Genomic DNA, 24,094 nt, shown 5'->3' on the forward strand with positions numbered 1-24,094 from the left:
GCGTCGGGTAGCAAACGGATATCTTCAGCATCCCCCAATCAGTTCCCTCTCCCTCGGGAGAGGGCTAGGGTGAGGGGGCTCTTGGCACACAACCCAGATCAAAAGATCGCAGCCTGCGTCAGTACCAACTGGTTATTCTCCCAGCCGTTCATTCAACCACCCCGCCACCTGCGCATGTATACGCGGCACTTGCTCCAGCAAGCCGCTCATGCGCATGAAGTCATGGGTCATGCCCGGCTCTTTGAGTAACAGCACCTCGTTACCCGCCTGTTCCAGCTTTTGGGCATACGCCAAACCTTCGTCAAACAACGGATCGTAGCCGGCCAGGTACACCAGCGCCGGGGCCAATCCGCTGACATCGGTTGCCAGCATCGGTGAAATCCGCCAGTCACGCAGTGTCTCTTCGTTCTGGGCGTAATGCCGGTAAAACCAATCCATGGTGGCGGTTTCGAGCAGGTAGCCCTCGGCATACCGCTGATGGGAATCGCGCTTGCAACTGCCATCCGTTACCGGGTACAGCAACACTTGCGCACGCGGCACGATGGCGACTTCCTGCGGCTCGCGTACCGCCAGAATCGACAGCACCGTGCTTAACGTTCCGCCCGCACTGTCCCCGGCAAACGCGACCCGCGTTGCATCCAGACCATGCACGTTGCCCGCGTGCAACACCCAGTTCACGGCATCGCAGGCGTCATGCACAGCCGTGGGAAACACCCACTCAGGGGCCAGTCGATAACTCACTGCCAACACCGCAAAATCCCCGGCAGCGGCCAAGCGGCGGCACAGCGAGTCATGGCTGTCGAGACTGCCGATCACATAGCCCCCGCCATGCAAATACACCACCACAGGCAGCGGCCCGACCTCCAGCCCGGGGCGACGATAAAGCCGCCCCGACAGACTGAAGCCATCACGCGCCGGAATCCGCACCCCGTAACTGTCCACCGTCACCCCTGGCTCATCCAGCACGCTGGCGCTTTGCTCGAACTCAATGCGGGCCTGGGCCGGGGTCAAGGTATGCATCGGCTGGCTCTTGCCGGTCAGGCGGCTGAATTCAGCCAGTTCTAAAAATGCTTCCAGTTCAGGTAATACCGACATTTCCATTTCCCTCAAAACCACTATCACCGCGCGCTCTTGACCAGCCGACCGATCAGGCCAGATCAAGTTGCACAGCCAGGATTTCATCCAGTTGCGCCAGCCATGCCGGGTGACGCAACACTTCATAATGACCGCCACTCAACACCGTATGGCTGGCACCTGCACCCACCTGCGCCGCATGCACGCGGCGCTCATCGTCACGCCCATCCACCCACCAGTGATGCGCCTGCACCCAGGTGCGCGGCAAGCTGTGCTGGGCCAACGCCAAGTGCTTGAGACGTGCACCCACGGCGAAGATCTGGCTCAGTTCTGCCGCCCCCAACACGCCATGCTCATTGCTAACCAATGCCGCTTCAATCACCTGCTCGGCGCTGTGCTGTTCATCCGCCATCAGCATTTGCGCCTCGGCCTGCGTCACACCCAACACAAAACGCAAAAAATCCTGCAGATCTTCGCGCCCGTCACTGGCTTGCGCCGTGCCTGCCACATAACTGTCCACCAGGCCAGCAAAGGCCACTTCTTGCCCCTGGGCCTCCAGCTCTTGCGCCACCAGCAAGGTCAACGCACCGCCCAACGACCAGCCGAGCAGGTGATACGGGCCGTGCGCCTGTTGCTGGCGAATGCGCTGGGCGTAGGCCAGGGCCATGGCCTGCAATGAATCGTCCTGCCAGCTCGGCTCCAGCAACATCCGGCACTGCAGGCCAAACACGCTGCGCCGCCCGTCCCATCGGCGGGCCAGCGGCTCATAGTCGAAGACCGTGCCAAAGCCCGCGTGCAGGCAGAACAGCGGCGGTACGTCATGGACCCGGCTGTTCAGCGCCAGCAGTGGGTCGGGCGCATGGGCCTTGTCTTGCGCCTCATAACCGCTCAGCTCGGCAATGCACGGCTTTTGCATCAGGTCGCGCAGTTTGAGGTTGAACCCCAGTTGCGGCTGGTTGCGCACCTGCGAGATGACTTTCAACACCTGCAATGAATCGCCGCCCAATTCAAAGAAGTTATCGTCGATACCCACCTGCTCCAGCCCCAGCACGTTTTGCCAGATGCTCACCAAGGCGTGTTCCAGCGCGTTGCGCGGCGCCCGATAGTGCCCCTGGGCGAGTTGTGGCTCAGGTAATGCCCGACGATCCAGCTTGCCGTTGGCCGACAACGGCAAGCACGGCATTGCCACGATGTGTGTGGGCACCATGTAATCAGGCAGTTGCGCCTGCAACTGCGCTTTCAACTCACGCTCCAGCCCTTGATTGACCGCAACCACCACGTAACCCACCAACTGCTTGCCACTGGCGCATTCGATCACCGTGACAACCGCTTCCTGCACGCCTTCGCACTGGCGTAGCCGCGCTTCGATTTCCCCCAGTTCGATGCGGAAACCGCGGATTTTCACTTGCTGGTCCAGGCGGCCCAGGTAGTCGATCACACCGTCTTCGCGTTGGCGCACCAGATCGCCGGTGCGGTACATCCGGCCGCCCCCGGCAACGAACGGGTCCGGCACGAAGCGCTCGGCACTCAAGCCGGGCTGCTGATGGTAGCCGCGCGCCAGACACTCGCCTCCCAGGTACAACTCGCCACTGACGCCCACCGGCAACGGGTTCATGTCTGCATCCAGCACATACACCCCGCGCCCGGCCACGCTGCGGCCAATCGGTGCGTAGGCGGCGTCACAGCACTGGGAAGCCTCGGCACGCCAGAGTAAAGGCGTGACCACGGTTTCCGTCGGGCCGTAGCCATTGACCAGACGCTGCGGCTGCAAGGCACGCTTGACCAGTTCAAAGCTGGCATCCGGCACCGCATCGCCGCCAAAACAGTAGGTGTGCACCGCGGGTGGCGGCCCTTGGGTCAACGCCACTTCGGCCAGTTGTTGCAGATAAGCCGGCGGGAAGCACGCCACATTCACCTGTTGCTGATGCAAGACCTGCAAGGTCTGCTCGGGTGTCCACAACTGATCGCCACGAATCACCAGGCTGCCGCCGGCCAACAACACGCTGAGCCAGCGCTCTTGCGCACCGTCGAAAGCGAACGACATGAAGTGCAATTCACGGCTCTGCGGGCCCAGTTCATACAGCTCAATAATGCCCTGACAATGCCGCGCAATCGGCTCGCGGGCCACAGCAACGCCTTTAGGCTGCCCGGTCGAGCCCGAGGTATAGATCACATACGCCAGATGTCCGGGCAACACAGGCACTTCACGGGGTACGCCTGGGTCCTGCGCCCATTGGTCCAGTAGCAAGCGCGGTGTGGATGCCGTAAACGCCACGCGCTGATCCACATCGCTGTGGCACACCAACAGGCTCGCACCCGAATCAGCCAGCATAAAGTTCAGCCGTTGCGCCGGATAATCCAGGTCCAACGGTAAGTACGCCGCGCCCGTTTTGAGCACCGCTAAAAACGTCACAATCGTTTGTTCAGAGCGCGGCAGCGCCACCGCCACAATCTGTTCCGGGCCAATGCCGCGCGCCTGCAACTGGCACGCCAGCGCATTGGCCAAATGTTCCAGCCCGCCATAGGTCAACTCACGACCCTCACAGCTCAGCGCCCTGGCCTGGGGTTGACGCTGCACCTGTTGGTTAAAGCGCTGGAGCAAATCAAGCATCGGCCGTGGCGCCTGCGCCCGCTCCACATGGGCTGTCGGCAAGCCGATCTCACCGATCAAGCGCTCAGCAGCCTCAGGCAAATGCGCCAGCAAGCCTTCAAGCTGGGCGCGGATACGCTCAACCGAGACGGCGTCAAAGCGTTCGCGCAAGTACAAATACTCCACTTCCAGCCCGTGCTCGGTGGCGCTGACCATCAAGTCCATCGGGAAGTTGGTCACCCCGCCGCTGCCAACCTCGGCAAACTTCAACTCGCCCTCCTGTTCGCCACGCAAGGCGCGGTCTACCGGATGGTTTTCAAACACGATGATGCTGTCGAACAAGCCTTGCCCGCCCTGCCCGGCCCAGCGTTGAATGTCCGCCAGCGGGGTGTGCTCAAAGTCGCGGATCGCCAGGTTGTAGTCCTGTAACTGACGCAGCCAGTCACCCAGCGATTGGCAGGAATCAAGAGTCTGGATCACCGGCAAGGTATTGATGAACAGCCCCAGCATGTCCTGTGCCCCGGCCAATTGCGTTGGCCGCCCCGCCACGGTGGCGCCGAAGGCCACGCTGCGCTGCCCCGTGTGGCGCTGCAACAGCAGCAACCAGGCCGCTTGAATCAGCGTGTTCAACGTCACGCGCTGGGCGCTGGCAAACCGCTGCAGACGCAAGGTCGCCTCGCTGTCCAGATAGCTGTAGAGCACACCATGGCCGTGGCCCTGGGTGTTGGCGGCATTGGCCAAAATCGTCGGTGCCTGCAACGCTTGCAAGCGCTCGCGCCAGAACCCCTGCGCCGCCGCCGCGTCCTGACGCTGCAACCAACTGACATAGTCGGCATAGCGACCGTTCAACGCGGGCAGCGCTTGATACCCGTACACGCGCAGCATTTCACCCAGTAGGCGCGAGGCACTCCAGCCATCGAGCAGCAAGTGGTGGTAAGTCCAGATCATCTGGAACCGGGACTCGCTCAGGCGCACCAGGGTAAAACGCATCAGCGGCGGGCTGCTCAGATCAAAACCACGCGCCTGATCCTGCGCCGCCAGCGCTTGCAAGGCGGCCTCAGGGGCGACCTGCTCACGCCAGTCCAGCTCGACAATCGGCAGCTCGACCTGCCGATACACGGCCTGCAACGGGTCGGCCAGACCGTCGCGCCACATAAAGGCGGTTCGCAGCACTTCATGGCGTTCCAGCAAGGTTTGCCAAGCCGCACGAAAGCGCTCGACCTGCAAACCGTCGACCGCCACGCTCAATTGGTTGACGTACAGATTGAGCTCCGGCGACTCGACACAATGGAACAACATGCCCTGTTGCATCGGTGACAGCGGGTACAGATCCTCCAGCGCAGTGCGATCAACGCTGAGCGAGCCAGGCACGTGAGCAAAGGCCGGGGTGTTGAGCGGCGCCGCTGCTGGCGCTTCAGCGCTGGTGGCCAGCGCCGCCAGGGCGCGTATGGTTTGCGCAGTGAACAATTGCTTGGGCGTAAAGGCCAAGCCACTCGCCCCCGCCCGGCTCACCGCCTGCAACGAGATGATCGAATCGCCGCCCAATTCAAAGAAGTTTTCGGTGACGCCAATCGCCTCAAGCCCCAGCAACTCTTGCCAGATAGCCACCAGCAACTGCTCCGCCGGGGTGCTGGGAGGCACTCGCTCTGCAACGTGCCGGCTCGCCTCAGGTGCGGGCAGCGCCCGACGGTCCAGCTTGCCGTTCGGGGTCAACGGCAACGCCGCCAGACACAGCACATGGGCGGGCAGCATATGCGCTGGCAAGCGGCTGCGCAGATGGGCCATCAATGCTTCGCGCAGCGCCGCCTCATTCGCCAACGGATCGCGGGCCACCACATAGCCCACCAACTGACGGCTGGCCGGGCCTTCGCGGTCCACCACCCAGGCCTCGCGCACGCTGTCGTGCTCAAGCAAACAAGCTTCAATCTCGCCCAATTCGATGCGGAAACCGCGAATCTTCACTTGCTGGTCGATCCGCCCCAGGTACTCAACCACGCCGTCTTCGCGCAATCGCGCCAGATCGCCACTGCGATACAGCCGCGCGCCCGGAACAAACGGGTCGGGCACAAAGCGTTCAGCGGTCAGGGCCGGGCGCTGGTGATAACCGCGGGCAATGCCTTCGCCGCCCAGGTACAACTCCCCCGCCACGCCCACCGGCAGTGGCTGCAAACTGGCATCCAGCACATAGGCGGTGCGCGCCCCCACCGGGCGCCCGATCGGCAGGAACGCCGAGTCGAACTCGGTGCCAGGGTACGCACACCAGATCAGCGGGGTGATCACGGTTTCGGTCGGGCCGTAACCGTTGATAATGCGCGGCGGTTGCAGCACCCGCTGCACTTCATCAAAGGCATGTTTGGGCATGCCTTCGCCGCCTACGGTATAGGAGCGAATCGGCAAGAGGCGCCCGGCTTCACCGATAAAGTCAGCGATCTGCAGCAAATAGCTCGGGGTAAAGCAGGCGATGGTAATGCCGTGTCGCTTGATCTCTTCACACGTGCGCTGCGCGCTCCAGACCTCATCGTCACGGGGCATCAGTGCCGAACCGAACACCAGCGGGGTGAGCCAGCGCTCGTGGGCCCCGTCAAAACTGATCGAGGCGAATTGCAGCTCGCGGTCGTCCGGGGTCATACCGTACAGCGCACCAATGGCCAGACAATGCATGGCCAACGGGCCGTGGGCCACACTCACGCCCTTGGGCTGCCCGGTCGAGCCCGAGGTGTAAATCAGGTACGCGAGGTTATGTGCATCGGTCAGATTGACCGGGTTGCTGACGGGCTGATAACTGACGTCTTCGCGGTCCAGTTCCAGCACCGGCAAGCCGTCTAAGTGCGGCACGCGTTGGCGCAGCCACGACTGGCAGAGCAACAGCTCAATACCGCTGTCGTGCATCAAATAGCTCAAACGCTCGGCCGGGTAAGCCGGGTCCAGCGGCACGTAGGCGCCCCCGGCCTTGAGGATCGCCAGCAGGCCGATAATCATCTGCGCCGAGCGCTCCACGGCCAGGCCGACCCGTACTTCGGGGCCGATCCCCAGCGCCCGCAAGCGATGGGCCAGACGGTTGGCGCGCTGGTTGAGGTCTGCGTAGGTGAAGGTGCTGGTGTCAAAGATCAGCGCGGTGGCGTCCGGGCGAGTGGCCGCCTGCGCTTCGATCAACTGATGCACACCCTGTTGCGTCGCCGCACACGGCGGCGGATTCCAGTCGTGCAAGAGCTGTGTGTGCTCGGCCGCGCTCAACAACGGCAGCTCGCCCAGTGCGCGGTGCGGTGCGGCAACCATGGCTTGCAGCAACACCGCCAGATGCTCACCCATGCGCGCAATGGCGGCCGGAGCGAAATGGCTGAGCATAAAGCTCCAGGTCAGGCTCAGTTGGCCTTCGCTGACCGCCGCCAGCGTGAGCGGGTAGTTTGTACGCTCGTGGTTATCTGGCACGGCGAAGCTCAAACCCTCGGGCGCCCCTTGCTGCAAGGCCTCGCTGATCGGGAAGTTTTCAAACACCAGCAAGCTGTCGAACAACGGCTCACCGGGCCGTCCGGCCCAGCGTTGTATGTCACTCAGGGCAGTGAACTCATGCTCGCGCAGCGCCAGGTTGTGTGCCTGCAACCGGCGCAACCACTGTGCAACGCTCTCTGCCGCCTGGGGCTGGGTAATCACCGGCAAGGTATTGATAAACAACCCGAGCTGGTGCTCTGCCCCCGGTAAATCCACCGGCCGCCCGGCCACGGTAGCGCCAAACACCACCGTCGACTGCCCGCTGTAACGCTGCAGCAACAGCGCCCAGGCGCCCTGCACCAGGGTGTTGAGGGTCACCCCCTGCTGACGGGCAAATGCGTTGAATGCCTGGCTGCTGGCGGCATCGAACACCTGTCGATGGTCGGCGTAATCACAGCTGCTTGAAGGCCCGTGCGCCAGGCTCTGCGCCAGCAAGGTCGGGTTGTCCAGTGTCGCCAGTTGGGCACGCCAAAAGGCTTCATCGGCCTGGCTATCCTGGGCGTACAACCAGCCGATGTAGTCCGCAAAGCGGCCCTGCACCGGGGCCACTTCATCACCGGCATAGCGCTGCAAGACCTCGCCGAGCAGCAATGCATTGCTCCAGCCATCCAGTAATAAATGATGATGGGTGTAGATCAGTTGCTGGCGTTGCTCATCCAGGCGCACCAGCGCCAAACGCAGCAACGGCGGTTGTGCAGGGTCGAACTGCAAGCGCTCGCTGCGAGCCAGCAACTCAAGTTCGACCGCCTGGTCGGCACGCCCACGCCAGTCGAGCACGGTCAGCGGTAATTGCAGCGAGCGTTGCACCCACTGCACCGGCTCACGGGCGTCCTGCGGCCAGGCAAAGCCCGTGCGTAAAATCGGGTGGGCATCCAGCGTTGCCTGCCAGGCTTGGGCCAGTCGGGCCGCATCAAGCCCGCAGGCCTGCACGCTGAGTTGGTTGACGTAAGCCCCGGCCTGCGGCTCATACAGACTGTGGAACAGCAAACCGCTTTGCATCGGTGACAACGGGTACAGGTCTTCGATCTGGCGTGGCGGCACCGGCAGTTGGTCGAGCTGAGCCTGGGTCAGGCGCGCCAGCGGGAAATCCGCCGGGGTCACGCCGCTGTGCTGGGGGTTCAGGCAATGCTCAATCAGCGCCTGCAACTGCGCTTGGATCCCCGCAGCCAGCGCTTCAATATCGGCGTTATCGAAACATTCCTGGCTAAAGCTCAAGTCCAGCTTCAATTCGCCACCAAACACCTGCCCGTCCACCGACAGCCAGTTGGCCAAGGGCGAGTCCAGGCTCTGTGCCGCGCCGCTGGCCTCTTCGGCCGGCGCGAACAGCGACTCTTCGCTGAAGCTCTGATCAAACTGCCCCAGGTAGTTGAACGTCACCCGCGCAGGCGGCAGCGCTGCGAAACGAGCCTGAGTGTCAGCATCGCCTTGATAACGCAACAGGCCAAAACCCAGTCCCTTACCCGGCACTTCGCGCAATTGCTGCTTGATGGCCTTGATCGACTCGGCCATGTCCGCTGCCGGGGTCAACTTGACCGGGAACAGGCTGGTGAACCAACCCACAGTGCGGGTCAGATCGATGCCCTCGAACAGTTCTTCACGGCCGTGGCCTTCCAACTGAATCAATGCCGCAGCTTCGCCGGTCCAATTGCACAGGGCACGCGCCAAGGCGGTCAGCAACAGGTCGTTGATCTGCGTGCGATACGCCGCAGGGGCCTGTTGCAGCAATTGCCGGGTGGTATCACGATCCAGCCCCAGGCTGACCACCTGGCGATGACGCAATGCCTGGCTGGCTGCAACTCGCGCCAGTGGCAACTGGCCGCTGGCACCTTGCAAATGTTCCAGCCACCAGTCGCGCTCTGTCGCCAGCGTGTCACTGCGGGCATAGCTCGCCAGCTGTTGGGCCCAGTCCTGCAACGGGCTGGTTTTTTCCGCCAGGGCTTGCCCCGCATACGCCGCCTGCAAGTCCTCAAGCAATACCCGCCACGACACGCCATCGACCACCAAATGGTGAATCACCAGCAACACACGCTGCAGCCCATCCGCGTGGTCGATCAACACCGCACGCATCAAAGGCCCGTCATGCAGCGACAGACTGCGCTGCGCTTCATCGCACAAGGCTTGCAGCGCCTGGTCGCTATGCACTTGGGCAGTCCACAGCAGATCAGTGGCTGCGGCGCTGTCCAGAGGGACATAACGCGCAGTCCAGTGCCCGGCCTGCTCACGGAACTGCAACCGCAGCGCGTCATGCTGTGCCAGCACCTGCTGCACCGCGCTTTGCAGGCGCCATAACTCCAGCGGTTGGCGCACCTTGAGCAACACCGACTGGTTCCAGTGATCGCGCTGCTCGGTCTGATGGGCAAAAAAACATTGCTGGATCGGCGTCAGGCTTTGTGTCCCGAGCACCGGCCCCTGGTCGATCTGCAACGCCTGTTGCTGGCTGGCCACTGCCGCCAGCGCCTGCAGGGTCGGTTGCTGGAACACATCACGCGGCTGCAGGCACAGCCCGGCACGCCGTGCCCGGCTGACCAGCTGGATGGAGATAATTGAGTCGCCGCCCAGCTCAAAGAAGTTGTCCTGGCGCCCCACCTGCTCCAGCCCCAGTACGTCTTGCCAAATGGCCGCCAATTGCTGCTCGCTGACACTACGCGGTGCTTCATAGGCACGCCCGCGGTCACTCAGTTGTGGCGCAGGCAACTGCTTGCGATCCAGCTTGCCGTTGGGGCTCAGCGGCATGCGCTCGATCAACAGCAACTGCGTCGGCACCATGTAATCGGGCAGGCTCAGCAGTACATGGGCTTTCAGGGTGTCACGCCAGGCGGTTTGCGCTTCGGGGTGTTTCAGCAGCGCCACGTCGCTGGGCACCAGATACGCCACCAACTGGTTATCCAGCGCCAGCACCACCGCTTCCTGAACCTGCGGGTGTTCTTGCAGGCGCGCTTCGATCTCGCCCAGCTCAATGCGCAGGCCGCGAATTTTCACCTGATGGTCGATCCGGCCGCAGTATTCGATAGCACCGTCAGCGCGATAGCGCGCCAGGTCGCCGGTACGGTACAGCCGTTCGCCACTGCCAAAAGGGTCGACCACAAAACGCTCGGCCGTCAATGCCGGGCGCGCATGGTAGCCCCGGGCCAAACCCGCGCCCGCCAGGTACAACTCACCAATGGCGCCGGTCGGCAAGGGCAACAGTTCCGGGCTGAGGACGTAGGTACGCAGGTTAGCAATAGGCCACCCGATCGGCACGCTGTCGCGGTGTTCTTCAAGGCACGTCCAGTGGGTTACGTCGATGGCCGCTTCGGTCGGCCCGTACAAGTTGTACAACTGCGCCTGAGGCAGGTCGCGCATGGTTTGACGTTGCAACTCGATCGGCAGCGCCTCGCCGCTGCACACAATCCGCCGCAGCGAGCGGCACTGCGCGGCCTCGTCGCTGTTAATGAAGGCTTGCAGCATCGACGGCACAAAATGCAGGGTGGTAATACCCTGTTCGACGATCAGTTGCGCCAGTTGCTGCGGGTCGCGGTGCGCGCCGGGGGCGGCGACTACCAGAGTCGCGCCATGCATCAGCGGCCAGAAAAACTCCCACACCGACACGTCAAAACTGAACGGGGTTTTCTGCAAGACCCGGTCGGCAGCGCTCAGGCCATAAGCCTGTTGCATCCACGCCAGTCGGTTGTACAGCGCGCCATGGCTGTTGCCTGCGCCTTTGGGGCGACCGGTGGAGCCCGAGGTGTAGATCACATAAGCCAAATGCTCTGGATGCGCCAGGTTAATCAGGTTTTCAGCGCGCTCATGATCGCCTGAAAGATCGCGAGGCAAGCTCGCTCCTACAGTGGGGGCCAGGATCATGACGGGGATGTGTGGCGGCAACGCCACCTGCACGTGCGCCTGGGTCAGCAGCAAACTGATGCCGCTGTCTTCAAACATGTAGGCGAGGCGTTCAGCCGGGTATTCGGGGTCGAGCGGCACGTAAGCGCCCCCGGCCTTGAGAATCGCCAGCAAGCCAATCACCAGTTCCAGTGAACGCTCGCACGCCACGCCCACGCGCACTTCCGGACCCACTCCGCTCTCGCGCAGTTGATGCGCCAGACGGTTGGCGCGCTGATTGAGTTCGCGATAACTCAACGACTGCCCGGCAAACACCAACGCACAAGCGTCCGGTGTGGCAGCCGCTTGCGCTTCGATGTGCTGGTGCACGCAGGCGGGGCCGGGATAGTGCTGCTGCGTGGCATTCAGGCCATACAGCGTGGCTTCGACTTCATGGGCGGCGAGCATCGGCAGCTCGCTGATCGCGCACTCAGGATCCGCCACCACGCCTGCCAGCAGGGTGCGCCAATGCGCAGCCATGGCTTGGATGCGCGGCGCATCAAACAGGTCGGTGGCATAGGTCAGGCTGGCCAGCAGGTGCTCGCCTTCTTCATGGGTATCGAGTTGCAGATCAAACTGAGCAGTGCGGCCCGCCCATTCCAGGCTCTCGACCTGCAAGCCGGCGAGCATCCCGCGCAGTGCGCCGGGGCGGCTTTGCTGGTGGTTGAACATCACTTGAAACAACGGGCTGTGGCTCAGGCTGCGTTCGCCTTGCAGCGCATTGACCAATCGCTCGAAGGGCAGGTCCTGATAGCCCTGGGCATCCAGCGAACGGTCACGGGTCTGGGTCAGCAACTGGCTGAACGGCAGGCGCCCATCCAGCTCGGCCCGCAGCACTTGGGTGTTGACGAAAAAACCGATCAGGCCACGGGTTTCTACGCGTTGACGGTTCGCCACGGGCACACCGATGCGCAGATCGGTCTGGCCGCTGTAGCGGTGCAGCAAGACTTGAAAACTGGCCAACAGCAACATGAACGGGGTGACACCGCGCTGCCGGGCCAAAGCGAGCAAACCCTTGGCTAGCGTCGGTTGCAAGGTGATATCCAGGCGCGCCCCGCGATACGACGGCTGCGCCGGGCGTGAGCGATCCGCCGGTAGTTCCAGCACCGGTTGCTCGCTGCCCAACTGTTCGCGCCACCAGTCCAGTTGCCGCTCCAGTTCACCGGCTTCCATCCAGCGCCGCTGCCACAGCGCATAGTCAGCGTACTGAATCGGCAAGGCGGGCAGTTCCAGGGCGTGGCCCTGTGCATGGGCCGCGTACAACTGCGAGAACTCATCCACCAGCACACCCATCGACCAGCCGTCGGCGACGATGTGGTGCAAGGTCAGCACCAGCACATGATCGTTCGTGTCCAGTTGCAACAGACTTACCCGCAACAACGGCCCGTGCTGCAGATCAAATGGTTGCGCGATGTCCTGCTCGACTTGCTGCAGTGCCAAGCCAAGACGTTCGGATTGCGGCTGGTCGCGCAGGTCGTGGCGGGCAATCAATACGCTGTAGTCACTGCCGCAGGCGGCAAGGGGGTGCGCAACAACCCTGCTTTGAGTTCTTCGGTCCTTATCGCAGCCTTGGGCAGCGCCAACTGGCTCGCTATCTTCTTCAATAAACACGCTGCGCAAGCTGTGATGACGCTCCAGCAGGGCATCGAAACTGAGCTGCAAGGCAGGCACATTCAGCTCGCCGCGCAAACGCAACGCAGCCGGAATGTGGTACGCCGCGCTCTGTGGGTCAAGTTGCCAGAGGAACCATTGCCGCTGCTGCGCATAAGACAGCTCGCAGGGTGCGTCTTGAGGTGCAGTCGCCGGGATCGGCAATTGGCCGAAACTGACGCCCTGCTCGTGCATCTTCTGCAAGAATTCGCGGCGCTGGTGCGGGGCGAGGCTGGCGAAACGGTTGGCAATGCGCCAGGCGGTCGAGTGTTCCATCAGTTGATCTCCATCTCGTCGAGCAACGACTCAAGCGCGCTCAGACGTACATCGTTATCCGCAGGCGTGTGTGCCTGTGCCAGGGCGGCGTAGGCTTGCAGGTCAGCGGCCTCGAACAGCGCACGCAGCGCCACTTCGATGCCCAGTTCCAGTTCAACCCGGGCGTTGGCCTGGGCGGCGAGCAACGAATGCCCGCCCAATTCAAAGAAGTTGTCGTGACGCCCGACGCGCTCGACGCCCAACACCTGTGCCCAGATCGACGCCAGCCGGGTTTCCAGCTCTCCCTCGGGCGCGCGGTAAGGGCGCTGCCACTGTTCGCTGTCCGGTAGCGGCAACGCGCGGCGATCCAACTTGCCGTTGCCGGTCAGTGGCAGCGCTTCGAGCAGCAGCCAATAGCTGGGCACCATGTAATCCGGCAGTTCCGCCTTGAGCGCGGCGCGCAACTGCTCGCGCCAGGCCAATGGCTCAGCAGGCGTTTCATCAGCCACCACATAGGCGCACAGCTGGCCTTGGTGCAGGCTCAACACTGCATCCCTGACATTCACCTGCTGCTTGAGGCACGTCTCGATTTCGCCCAGTTCAATGCGCAACCCGCGGATCTTCACTTGCTGGTCAATACGCCCCAGGTACTCGATGTTGCCGTCAGCCCGCTGGCGGGCCAGATCGCCGCTGCGATACAACCGCGCACCCGCCTCGAACGGGCTCGGCACAAAGCGCTCGGCACTCAACCCCGCGCGGCCGTGATACCCCCGCGCCAGGCCCGCCCCGGCGATGTACAGCTCACCCGCGCAGCCCGGCGCCACCGGCTGCAACTGGCTGTCTAGCAAATACCAGCTCAGGTCACTGATCGGCCGCCCGATCGGGCTTAGAACCCTGCCCTGCAGGTCCGCCGGGCTCAGGGCACGGTAGGTCACATGCACCGTGGTTTCGGTAATGCCATACATGTTGACCAAGGTGGTCTGGCTGTCGCCAAAGCGCTCGTACCAGGGATGCAGACTGGTGACGTCCAGCGCCTCACCGCCAAAGATGACCCAGCGCAACGCCAGAGATTGCGGGCTGTTGCAGGCAATCGGCAGCCATTGCCGGAAGGCTGTTGGGGTCTGGTTGAGCACAGTGACTTGCTCATCGCACAGCAACTGATGAAACGCTTTTGGCTCGCGACTGATGTAGTACGGCACGATCACCAGGCGCCCGCCGGTACACAACGCGCCAAAGATTTCCCAGACCGAGAAATCGAAGGCGTAGGAGTGAAACAGCGTCCACACATCGCTGGGTCCAAAGCCGAACTCAGCGGCCGTGGCGCTGAGCAGTCGGCTGACGTTGGCGTGGGTCAGCAACGCCCCTTTCGGGCGGCCGGTGGAGCCCGAGGTGTAGATCACATACGCCAGGTTGTCGGGCTGCGTCAGGTGGCTCAGGTTGTCGGCGCTCAAAGCATCCCCGGGCAGGTTGTCCAGGCACAGCGCCTGAACGCCGACCCGTGCGGGCAACTGCTCCAGCAGGTGTTGCTGGGTCAGCAACAAGCGAATCGCACTGTCTTCGATCAGGTAGTTCAAGCGTTCCGCCGGGTAATGCGGGTCCAGCGGCACGTAGGCGCCACCGGCCTTGAGCACCGCCAGTACCGCCACCACCAGCGCCAGCCCCCGTTCAGTGGCGATGCCAACCCGCACCTCCGGGCCAACGTTCATTTCGCGCAGCTTGTGCGCCAGACGATTTGCCTGCGCATTGAGCTCGCCGTAGGTCAGTTGATCAGTACCACAGCGCAGTGCCACCGCGTGTGGCTGCGAGGCGGCTTGAACCTCGAACAATTGATGCAGGGTAAGCCTGGCGGGCTGCACTTCAACGTGCGGGTTCCAGTGTTGCAGCAGGGCCTGTTGTTCGATCGGGGTCAGCAAGGGCAACTCGGCAATCCGCTGATGCGGCTCAGCCACCACAGCCCGCAGCAGGTTCAGCCAATGCCCGGCCAGGCGTTGCATGGTCGCGCTGTCATACACGTCACAGGCATACGTCAGGCTGGCGTGCAAGTGCTCGCCCTGCTCTTCGGTGTCCAGCGCCAGATCGAACTGCGCGGTGTGTTGCTGCCAGCCCATGCGTTCCACACTCAGGCCCGGCAAGCGCCGTTCAACGCTTTCGCCAATCTGCCGTTGATGGTTGAACAGCACCTGGAACAGCGGGCTGTGGCTCAGGCTGCGCTGCGGTTGCAAGGCCTCGACCAGTTGCTCGAACGGCAAGTCCTGATGGGCCTGCGCCCATAAGGCATCGCGCTTGACCTGTTGCAACAGGCTGGCAAAGGTCTGCTGGCCATCGATCTGCGCACGCAGCACTTGGGTGTTGATGAAGAAGCCGATCAGGCCTTCGGTTTCGAGGCGCCCGCGCCCGGCGTTCGGCACCCCGACATTGATCGCTGGCTGCCCGCTGTAGCGATGCAACAGCGTCTGGAAACTGGCTAACAGCAACATGAACAGCGTCACGCCCTGCTGCTGGGCCGATGCCCGCAAGGCGCTCGCCAGCGCCGGATCAATGGTCAGTTCAAGCCGCGCCCCACGCTCACTGCGAATCGCCGGGCGAACCCGTTCGCAGGGTAATTCCAGTGGCGCATGCTCACTGCCGAGCTTGTCCCGCCAGGCGTTCAACTGGCGCTCGCCCTCACCGGCTTGCAACCCGTCACGCTGCCACGCGGCGTAATCGGCATAACTAATGGGCAACGGCGGCAGGTTTGCAGGCTTGCCCTGCACATGGCCCACATACAGCGCACTGAACTCTTCGACCATCACCTGCATCGACCAGCCGTCAGCGGCAATGTGATGCACGGTCAGCACCAGCACATGTTCATCCGCCGCCACATTGAGCAGCAGCACTCGCAGCAGCGGCCCGTTGCGCAGGTCAAACGGCTGACGGATTTCCTCGGTGACCCGCGCGTCGATCTGCTCGGGCGACGGCAGGTCGAGGGTCAATTCACGCAGTGCCAGCGGCAAATGAGGGTGCAACACGCCACGGGCCTGATCGCCGTCCTGGACAAAGGTGGTGCGCAAGGTCTGATGACGGGCCTGCAGGTCGTTGAAACTGCGCAACAACGCCTCGCGATCCAGCGAGCCTTTAAGCCGCAGCGCCGCCGGAATGTTGTAGGCGGCGCTGTGCGGCTCCAGTTGCCAGACAATCCACTGGCGCTGCTGCGCATAGGACAACACCCGTGGCTGGTCGGCGGCTTGGGCACGCAACGGGGGCAGGCTGACGTTGGCTGGCTGCGCCGCACAATGCGCCGCAAAGTCGCTGAGTACGCTGTGTTCAAACAGGCTACTGAGCGCCAGCTCGATGTTCAGCTGCTGGCGCACCCGCGACACCACTTGCGCCACCAGGAGGGAATGCCCACCCAGCTCAAAAAAGTTGTCATCGCGCCCGACTGTCTCACGCGAGAGCACCCCCTGCCAGATGGCGGCGACCCGGGTTTCGATCCCGGCATGCGGGGCAATCACTTCGCGCTGGCAGTCACCTGCCTCAGCCTTGGGCAGCGCCTTGCGATCGACCTTGCCATTGGCATTGAGCGGCAAGCCCTGCAATTGAACCCAGTGCAGCGGCACCATGTACTCCGGCAATTGCGCCTTGAGCCCGGCCTTTAGCGTTGCACGCAATTCACTCCAGCCGGGCGCCTCGTCCTGCGCTACCACAAAGGCCACCAACGCCTTGCCGGTCGGGCTGTCCTGCACCAACACGGCCGCATCACGAACGCCCGCCAGTTCACGCAGACGCAACTCGATCTCGCCCAGTTCGATACGAAAACCACGCACTTTGACTTGATGATCGCTGCGGCCCACGTACTCCAGTTGGCCATCGCTGCGGCGGCGGGCCAGGTCGCCGGTGCGGTACAGACGCTCACCCGCCTGCAGCGCATACGGGTTGGGTAAAAATACCGCGGCGCTGCGCAGCGGGTCACTGAAATAGCCACGACCCACGCCGGTCCCGGCGACGTACAACTCACCGACCACCCCGTTTGGCACGGGCTGCAAATCGCCGTTCAGCACATACAGCCGGTTATTGTCCGTGGCCAGGCCAATGGGCAGATACGTGCCTTGCGCCGACGCTGCGTCCACCCGGAACAGCGCCACGTCATCCGAGCATTCTGCCGGGCCGTAGGCGTTGACCAGGCCTACCTGCGGATAACGCTGCAACCAGCGACGCGCCAGCTCCGGCGGCATCGCTTCGCCGGTGGGCAGCAACCAGCGCAGCTTTGCCAGCGAACCCTGCGGCTCATCGAGCAAGCTCTGGATCAACGACGGTACGCTTTCGAGCACGCTGATCCCGCGCACGGCAACATGCGCCAACAACGCGGCCGGGTCATGGGCAATGGCGTTGGGCACGATGTCGACTTGCGCACCCAGCAACGGCGCTGCAAGGAACTGCCACACCGAAATATCAAAGCTCTGGGACGCAGTCTGCGCGATCACATCCGCGCAGGTCAGGTCCAGATACGGTTGTTTGCTCAGTTGGTTGTTCAGCATCCCGGCCTGCTCGACCATCACCCCTTTCGGTGTGCCGGTGGAGCCTGAGGTGAAGATCACATAGGCCAGGTTATTGGGCCCGGTGTAGATCCCCGGCTGATCACTGGCATGCCCGGCCATTTGCACGTCGTCCCACACCAGCAACTGCGGACGCTGCGATGGGTCGAGTTGCGCCAGTATATTGATTGCCAGCTCCCGGCAGCCCGCACTGGCCACCAGCACCGGCACCTGGCCCAGTTGCAATAAATCCAGCAGGCGCTGACCCGGCAATTGCGGGTCGAGCGGCAGATAGGCGGCGCCAGCCTTGAAGCTGCCGAGCATCATGCCCAGCAACTCCAGGCTGCGCTCAGCCAGCAGTGCCACCGGTTGGTCAATGCTCACGCCCGCCGCCAGCAACCCATGCCCCAGCCGGTTGGCGTACTGATCGAGATCACGGTAGGTCCAGCGCTGCTCCAGACACGTGGCGACCACCTGCTCCGGGTGCGCCGCCAATTGCGCTTCAAACAGCCGCACATAACCCTGCGCCAACGGGTAGTCGCGGGCCGTCTGGTTACCGACGTGCAACAGTTGCTCGCGCTCGCCCGCCTCCAGCCGCGGCAGGTCGGCAACATTGCCTTCGGCGTGTTCGCCAATGGCCAGCAGCAAGCGTTTGAAATCGGCCAGCAAGCGCTCGACCGTGGCCTCGTCAAAAAAGCGTTTGTCATAGGACAAATGCAGGCCCAGCGCATCGCCGGGGTACACCACCACGGTTATCGGGTAGTTGGTGTGGGTCCGCGCGCTGTCGGACTTGGCACTGATCTGCTGGGCGCCGCTGACCACTGCGCTTTCCACCGGCGCGTTTTCATAGACAAACAAGCTGTCAAAAATTGGCTGGCCTTGGTCCAGCGCACTGCACGCCTGAATGCTCAACAGCGGCAAATGTTCGTACTCGCGCAGCGCCAGGTTATGGGCGAACAGCGCTTGCAGCCACTCACGTACGCTGACGGTGTGCCCGGCCTTCGGCAATCGCATGCGCAGCGGGATGCTGTTGATGAACAGGCCCACGGTGTCTTGCATTTCCGGGCGATTGACCGGGCGCCCGGCCACGGTCACGCCAAACAACACGTCGTCCAGCCCGCTGTAACGCTGCAACACCAGTGCCCAGGCGGCTTGGGTCAGGGTGTTGACGGTCACTTGATATCGCTGCGCCAACTCACGCAATGCGCGGCCCTGGTTGACCTCCAGGTCGGCATAGCAGTCGCCGACCTCCGAAAAACCACCCTGACGGCGCACGGCACGGTCAAACGGCAACGGCGTCGGCTGTTCAAACCCGGCCAGTTCAGCGGTCCAGGCCCTTAGCGCTTCACCCTCGCCCTGAACTTGAAGCCACTCAATGAAGTCGCGATACCGCGCAGCGGGCGGCAGGCTGCGCTGGCCGCTGTACAGCGCAAAGAAGTCTTGCAGCAGCAGCGAGCGGCACCAGGCGTCAATCAGAATGTGGTGATTGCTGAGGATGAACCAATAGTGCCCTGGGCGGCGGCGAATCAGGCGCAAGCTGAACGGCGGCGTGTTGAGCAGATCGAAGCCCTGGGCCCGCTCTTCGGCCAGCAGCGCTTGCAGTGCCGCCTCGTGTTCGGGCTCGGGGCGATCTGTCCAGTCGTGCACTTGCACGCTGGGTGCGGCATCGCGGTGGATGATTTGCAGCATCTGGCCGTCTTCATCGAGGCTGAACGAGGCGCGCAGTGCGTCATGCCGCTTGACCACCGCGTGCCAGGCGGCGCTAAAGCGCGGCAGGTCGATCTCGCTGTCGATGATGTAACGGTCTTGCATGAAATAAATGCCCGAGCCCGGTTCGAGCAAGGTGTGTACCAGCAAGCCTTGCTGCATCGGCGACAGCGGGTAGATGTCTTCGATGGCACTGGCCGGGACCTTGAGGGCGTCCAGCTGCGCCTGTGTCAGTTGCGCCAGCGGGAAGTCCGACGGGGTCATGCCGCCCCGCTCACTGTTCACACAATGGTTTATCAGCGCCGTCAACTCACCCCGGTAATCGTCCACCAGCGCCTGCACGGTGGCGTCATCAAACATCTCGTGGCTGTAGGTCCATTGCAGGTTGAGTTCGCTGCCATAGACCTGCCCCTCGATGCTCAACCAATTGGCCAGCGGGGCGTTTTGGTCTTGTGCCAGCCCGGCTCTCTCCGTCGCCGGGGCAAACATCGCGGTGTCATCAAACTGGCGGTCAAACTGGCCCAGGTAGTTGAAGGTAATGCGCGGCGTCGCCAGGCTGGCCAGTTGCTCAGCCACGGCCTCGCCTGCCAGATAACGCAGCAGGCCATAGCCCACGCCTTTGTCCGGCACGCTGCGCAGTTGCTCCTTGATCGACTTGATGGATTCACCTGGCCCGGCACACGGGGTCAGTTGCACCGCAAACAGGCTGGTAAACCAGCCCACAGTGCGCGACAGGTCGAGATCGGCAAACAGGTCTTCGCGACCATGACCTTCCAGTTGAATCAAGCAACTGGGCTGCCCGCTCCACCGGCAGATGACCCGCGCCAAGGCGCTCAGCAGCAAGTCGTTGACTTGAGTGCGATAGGTGGCCGGGGCGACTTGCAACAACTGACGGGTCAACTCGGCATCGAGGGTAAGTGACACGGTGCGGGCATGGCGGTTTTGCAACCCGGCATCAGGCCGATCACACGGTAACTCGCCAGAGGCCCCGGCCAATTGACGTTGCCACAGTGCCAGCTCACCCAGACGCGCCTGGGCTTCATCGACCAAGCGCGCGGTCCAGGCCTGATAGGTGCTGGTTTTGGCCGGCGGGGCCTGTTCGGGCTGGGTGTAGAACTGCTGCAAGTCTTCGAGGAGCACGCGCCACGACACGCCGTCCACCACCAGGTGATGAATCACCAGCAACAGGCGCTGGCTGTGATCGGCCATGTCCACCAGCAAAGCCCGCAGCAGCGGGCCGTTGTGCAAATCCAGGCTGCATTGGGTCTGCTCGCACAAGGTATGGAGTTCGTCTATTGATGCGCCATGGCGCTGCCACAGCAGAGGCTCGCTCGGCAACTCGGCATAGGCTTGCTGCCATTGGCCGTTTTGCTGAACAAAGCGCATGCGTAGCGCATCGTGATGACTCACCAGCGCGTTCAGCGCCCGCTCCAGCAACCCGGCATCCACCGGCTGACGTGGGTGCAGCAGCAGTGACTGGTTCCAGTGCTGACGCTGGGGCATGTCCTGGCTGAAAAACCACTGTTGCACAGGCGCCAGCGCCACCCCGCCGCTGGCCAATCCCTGATCGACAAGGTTCTGGCCGCTCAGCGCGGCCACCCGGGCCAGGCTGCGGAGGGTCTGGTGCTGGAACACGTCTCGGGGGCTGAAGGCAATCCCGGCCTGACGGGCGCGGCTGACCACTTGAATCGAGATGATCGAGTCACCGCCCAGGGTAAAGAAGTTGTCGTCGACACCGACCTGCGGCACGCCCAGTACCTGTTGCCAGATCTCGGCCAAACGCTGTTCCAGCTCAGAGGCGGGTGCGACATAGCCTGGCTGTACCGCGCTGATATCGGGGCGCGGCAAGGCTTTGCGGTCCAGCTTGCCATTGGCCGACAGCGGCAAGCACTCGAGGCTGACCCAGTGGCTGGGCACCATGTAATCCGGCAGCCCAAGTTTAAGTTGACTGGCCAAAGCCGCTTGCCAGGCAGCGTTGGCAGGCGGTGATTGCAACACCACGTAGGCCACCAGAAGCCTGCCGTCGAGCACTTGCACCACGGCTTCGCGCACAGCGGGCAGCTCGGCCAGACGCGCCTCGATTTCCCCCAGCTCGATACGCAACCCGCGCAATTTAACCTGATGATCGAGTCGCCCCAGGTATTCAATTACCCCGTCGACGCGTTGGCGCACCAGGTCGCCGGTGCGGTACAGGCGCTCGCTTGCATTAAAAGGACAGGGCACAAAACGCTCAGCAGTCAGCGCCGCACGCCGGTGGTAATTGCGCGCCAACCCGGCACCGCCCAGATACAGTTCACCGGCCACCCCCAAGGCCACAGGCGAGAGATTGGCATCCAGCACCAGGGTGCGCAGATTGGCGATGGGCAAGCCAATCGGCACACTGGCCGCGCCTTCATCGATGCAGGTCCAGTGCGTGACGTCGATGGCCGCTTCGGTCGGTCCATATAAGTTATACAGCTCGGCATCGGGCAGTTTGCTGAACACGTGTTGCTGGGCGTCCACCGGCAAGGCTTCGCCGCTGCACACGATCCGCCGCAGGCTGGTGCATTGCTCGACGCCCACTTCATGAATAAACGCCTGCAACATCGACGGCACGAAATGCACGGTGCTGATCTGCTGCTGGACAATGGTCTGGATCAAGCGCAGCGGCTCGCGGTGCTCACCCGGTTGCGCCACCACCAGACGCGCGCCGGTCATCAAGGGCCAGAAAAACTCCCACACCGACACGTCAAAACTGAAGGGCGTCTTTTGCAGCACGGCGTCGTCGGCCGTCAGGCGATACGCCTGCTGCATCCAGCTCAGGCGGTTGACCAGCGCCGCGTGGGTGTTACCCGCGCCCTTGGGCTTGCCGGTGGAGCCGGAGGTATAGATCACATAGGCGAGGTTTTGCGGCCGGGTCAGATCAACCAGATTCTCAACGCTGTAGGAGCAAGCTTGCCTCGCGATCTGTTGATCGTTTAAAGAATCAAGGCACATGACCGGGATGTGTTGCGGTAACGCTGCCTGCAGATGTTTCTGCGTCAACAGCAACTGGATCGCGCTGTCGTCGATCATGTAGCTCAAGCGTTCGCCGGGGTACTCCGGGTCGAGCGGCACATAGGCGCCGCCCGCCTTGAGAATCGCCAGCAGGCCAATCACCATCTCTATTGAACGCTCAACGGCAATCCCCACCAGCACATCCGGGCCCACGCCCCGCTCACGCAACTCATGGGCCAGTTGATTGGCACGGGCATTGAGCTGCGCATACGTCAGGGCCTGCGCACCAAACACCAGCGCCGTAGCATCGGGGGTGCGCTCAACCTGAGCCTCAATCAACACATGCAGGCTGGTGTGAATCGGGTATTGGACGTGGGTGCGGTTCCAGTCATGCACCTGGGTCTGCACTTCGCCGGGATCGAGCATCGGCAAATCAGCGACTCGCCCTTCGGGGTTGTCCACCAGCGCTCGCAGCAGGTTGCACCAGTGCCGCGCCATACGGCTGATGGTGGCGCCGTCAAACAGGTCGTTGGCATAGGTCAGCGCCGCGTACAGGCGGCCGGACTTTTCGTAGGTGTCCAGGCTCAAGTCAAACTGTGTGGTGCGCCCTTCCCACTCGATCAGGCCCAGCGTCAGCCCCGAAGCCGTTTTGATCGCCTCAATGTCGGCCACCTGCGGCTGGTGGTTGTACATCACTTGAAACAGCGGGTTGTGGCTCAGGTTGCGTTCCAGCTTGAGTGCTTCTACCAACTGCTCGAACGGCAGCTCCTGATGCGCCTGCGCTCCGAGCGCAGTCTCTTTGACCGCACTCAACAACTCGGCCACGGTGGTGTCTGCTGTCAGTTGGGTGCGCAGTACCTGAGTGTTCACAAAGAAGCCGATCAAGCCTTCGACTTCGCGGCGGTTGCGGTTGGCAATCGGCACGCCGACACGCAGATCGTTCTGCCCGCTGTAGCGCTGCAGCAAGAGGTTGAACGCGCCCAACAGCAGCATAAACAGCGTGACCTGGTGTTGCTGCGCCAAGGCTCTCAACTGCTCGACCAACGCCGGGGCCAGCGCGAACTCATGCCGCGTGCCGCGATAGCTGGGCACGGCCGGGCGCGGGTGATCGGTGGGCAAGGTCATGACCGGGTGTTCATCACCCAGTGTGGCTTGCCAGTACGCCAGTTGCCGCGCTTGCTCACCCGCCTCCAGCCAGCGGCGCTGCCACAGCGCGTAATCGCTGTACTGGATCGCCAGCGGAGCCAGTTGCGGGAGTTCTTTGCGCTCAAAGGCGTCGTAGCTGCGGATAAATTCGTCGATGAGCACGTTCATCGACCAGCCATCCGAGACGATGTGGTGCAAGGTCAGCAGCAGCACGTGCTCGTCAGCGGCGAGCTTGAGCAACTTGATCCGCAGCAGCGGGCCGTTGGCCAGATCAAAGGGTTGCAGCGATTCTTGCTGCGCTTGCGTGGCCACCGCCTGCTCGCGCTCAAGGGCCGGCAACAGGGTGAAATCCATGTGCTCGACAGTGATCGGCGCCCCGCGCTCGACCTGCTCCAGGGTATCGTCGGCGTTGTGCTGAAAGACCGTGTGCAACGTATGGTGGCGTTGCACCACGTAAGCGAAAGCCTGCTCCAGCGCATCAAGCTCAAGTGCCCCCGTCAGGCGCACGGCACCGGGCAGGTTGTAAGCGCCGCTGTGCGGGTCCAGTTGCCACAAAAACCACATGCGCCGTTGTGCGTAAGACAACACCTGGCGGTCCGCCTCAGGGACATCGGCGGGAATCGGAAACTGCGAGAAGTCGATCCCCTCTGCGCGCAGACCGTCGAGGAATAACCGGCGTTTTTCAAGCGGCAATTCGATGAACCGGCGGGCAAGTTTGAGGGACTTTTCAGCATTCATCTGACTTCTTCCGTACACGTTGGCAATCGAGCAAAGGCTCGGCTATCCCTACGGAACGGATGACGTGACGGGAAAATTAAAAGGCCCGCGAGCTCGA

Annotated in this window: 3 protein-coding genes; all 3 read right to left on the minus strand. The window is 62.9% G+C overall.

Annotated features, from left to right (window positions below; translation table 11 throughout):
• Window positions 1–132: 132 nt before the first annotated feature.
• From NTD86_RS16960 to NTD86_RS16970, 3 genes are read right to left on the minus strand one after another with little or no spacing between them, the layout of a single operon-like run.
• On the minus strand, window positions 133–1,095 hold the full coding sequence (locus NTD86_RS16960; RefSeq protein WP_262203891.1) for an alpha/beta hydrolase: 963 nt from the start codon (window positions 1,093–1,095) through the stop codon (window positions 133–135).
• 52 nt (window positions 1,096–1,147) lie between these two features.
• Window positions 1,148–12,940, minus strand: coding sequence for a non-ribosomal peptide synthetase (locus NTD86_RS16965; protein ID WP_262203892.1), 11,793 nt, complete (start codon window positions 12,938–12,940; stop codon window positions 1,148–1,150).
• On the minus strand, window positions 12,940–23,997 hold the full coding sequence (locus NTD86_RS16970; RefSeq protein ID WP_262203893.1) for a non-ribosomal peptide synthase/polyketide synthase: 11,058 nt from the start codon (window positions 23,995–23,997) through the stop codon (window positions 12,940–12,942). The genes NTD86_RS16965 and NTD86_RS16970 overlap by 1 nt, the downstream gene beginning before the upstream one ends.
• Between the last annotated feature and the right edge of the window lie 97 nt (window positions 23,998–24,094).

Origin of the sequence: Pseudomonas sp. 7P_10.2_Bac1, from assembly GCF_025465935.1 — a bacterium.
GTDB lineage: Bacteria > Pseudomonadota > Gammaproteobacteria > Pseudomonadales > Pseudomonadaceae > Aquipseudomonas.

What these genes read in the sequence shown, in the direction of transcription:
- NTD86_RS16970 (WP_262203893.1), bottom strand. Translation starts at nt 23,997, where the DNA reads ATGAATGCTGAAAAGTCCCTCAAACTTGCCCGCCGGTTCATCGAATTG.
- NTD86_RS16960 (WP_262203891.1), bottom strand. Translation starts at nt 1,095, where the DNA reads ATGTCGGTATTACCTGAACTGGAAGCATTTTTAGAACTGGCTGAATTC.
- NTD86_RS16965 (WP_262203892.1), bottom strand. Translation starts at nt 12,940, where the DNA reads ATGGAACACTCGACCGCCTGGCGCATTGCCAACCGTTTCGCCAGCCTC.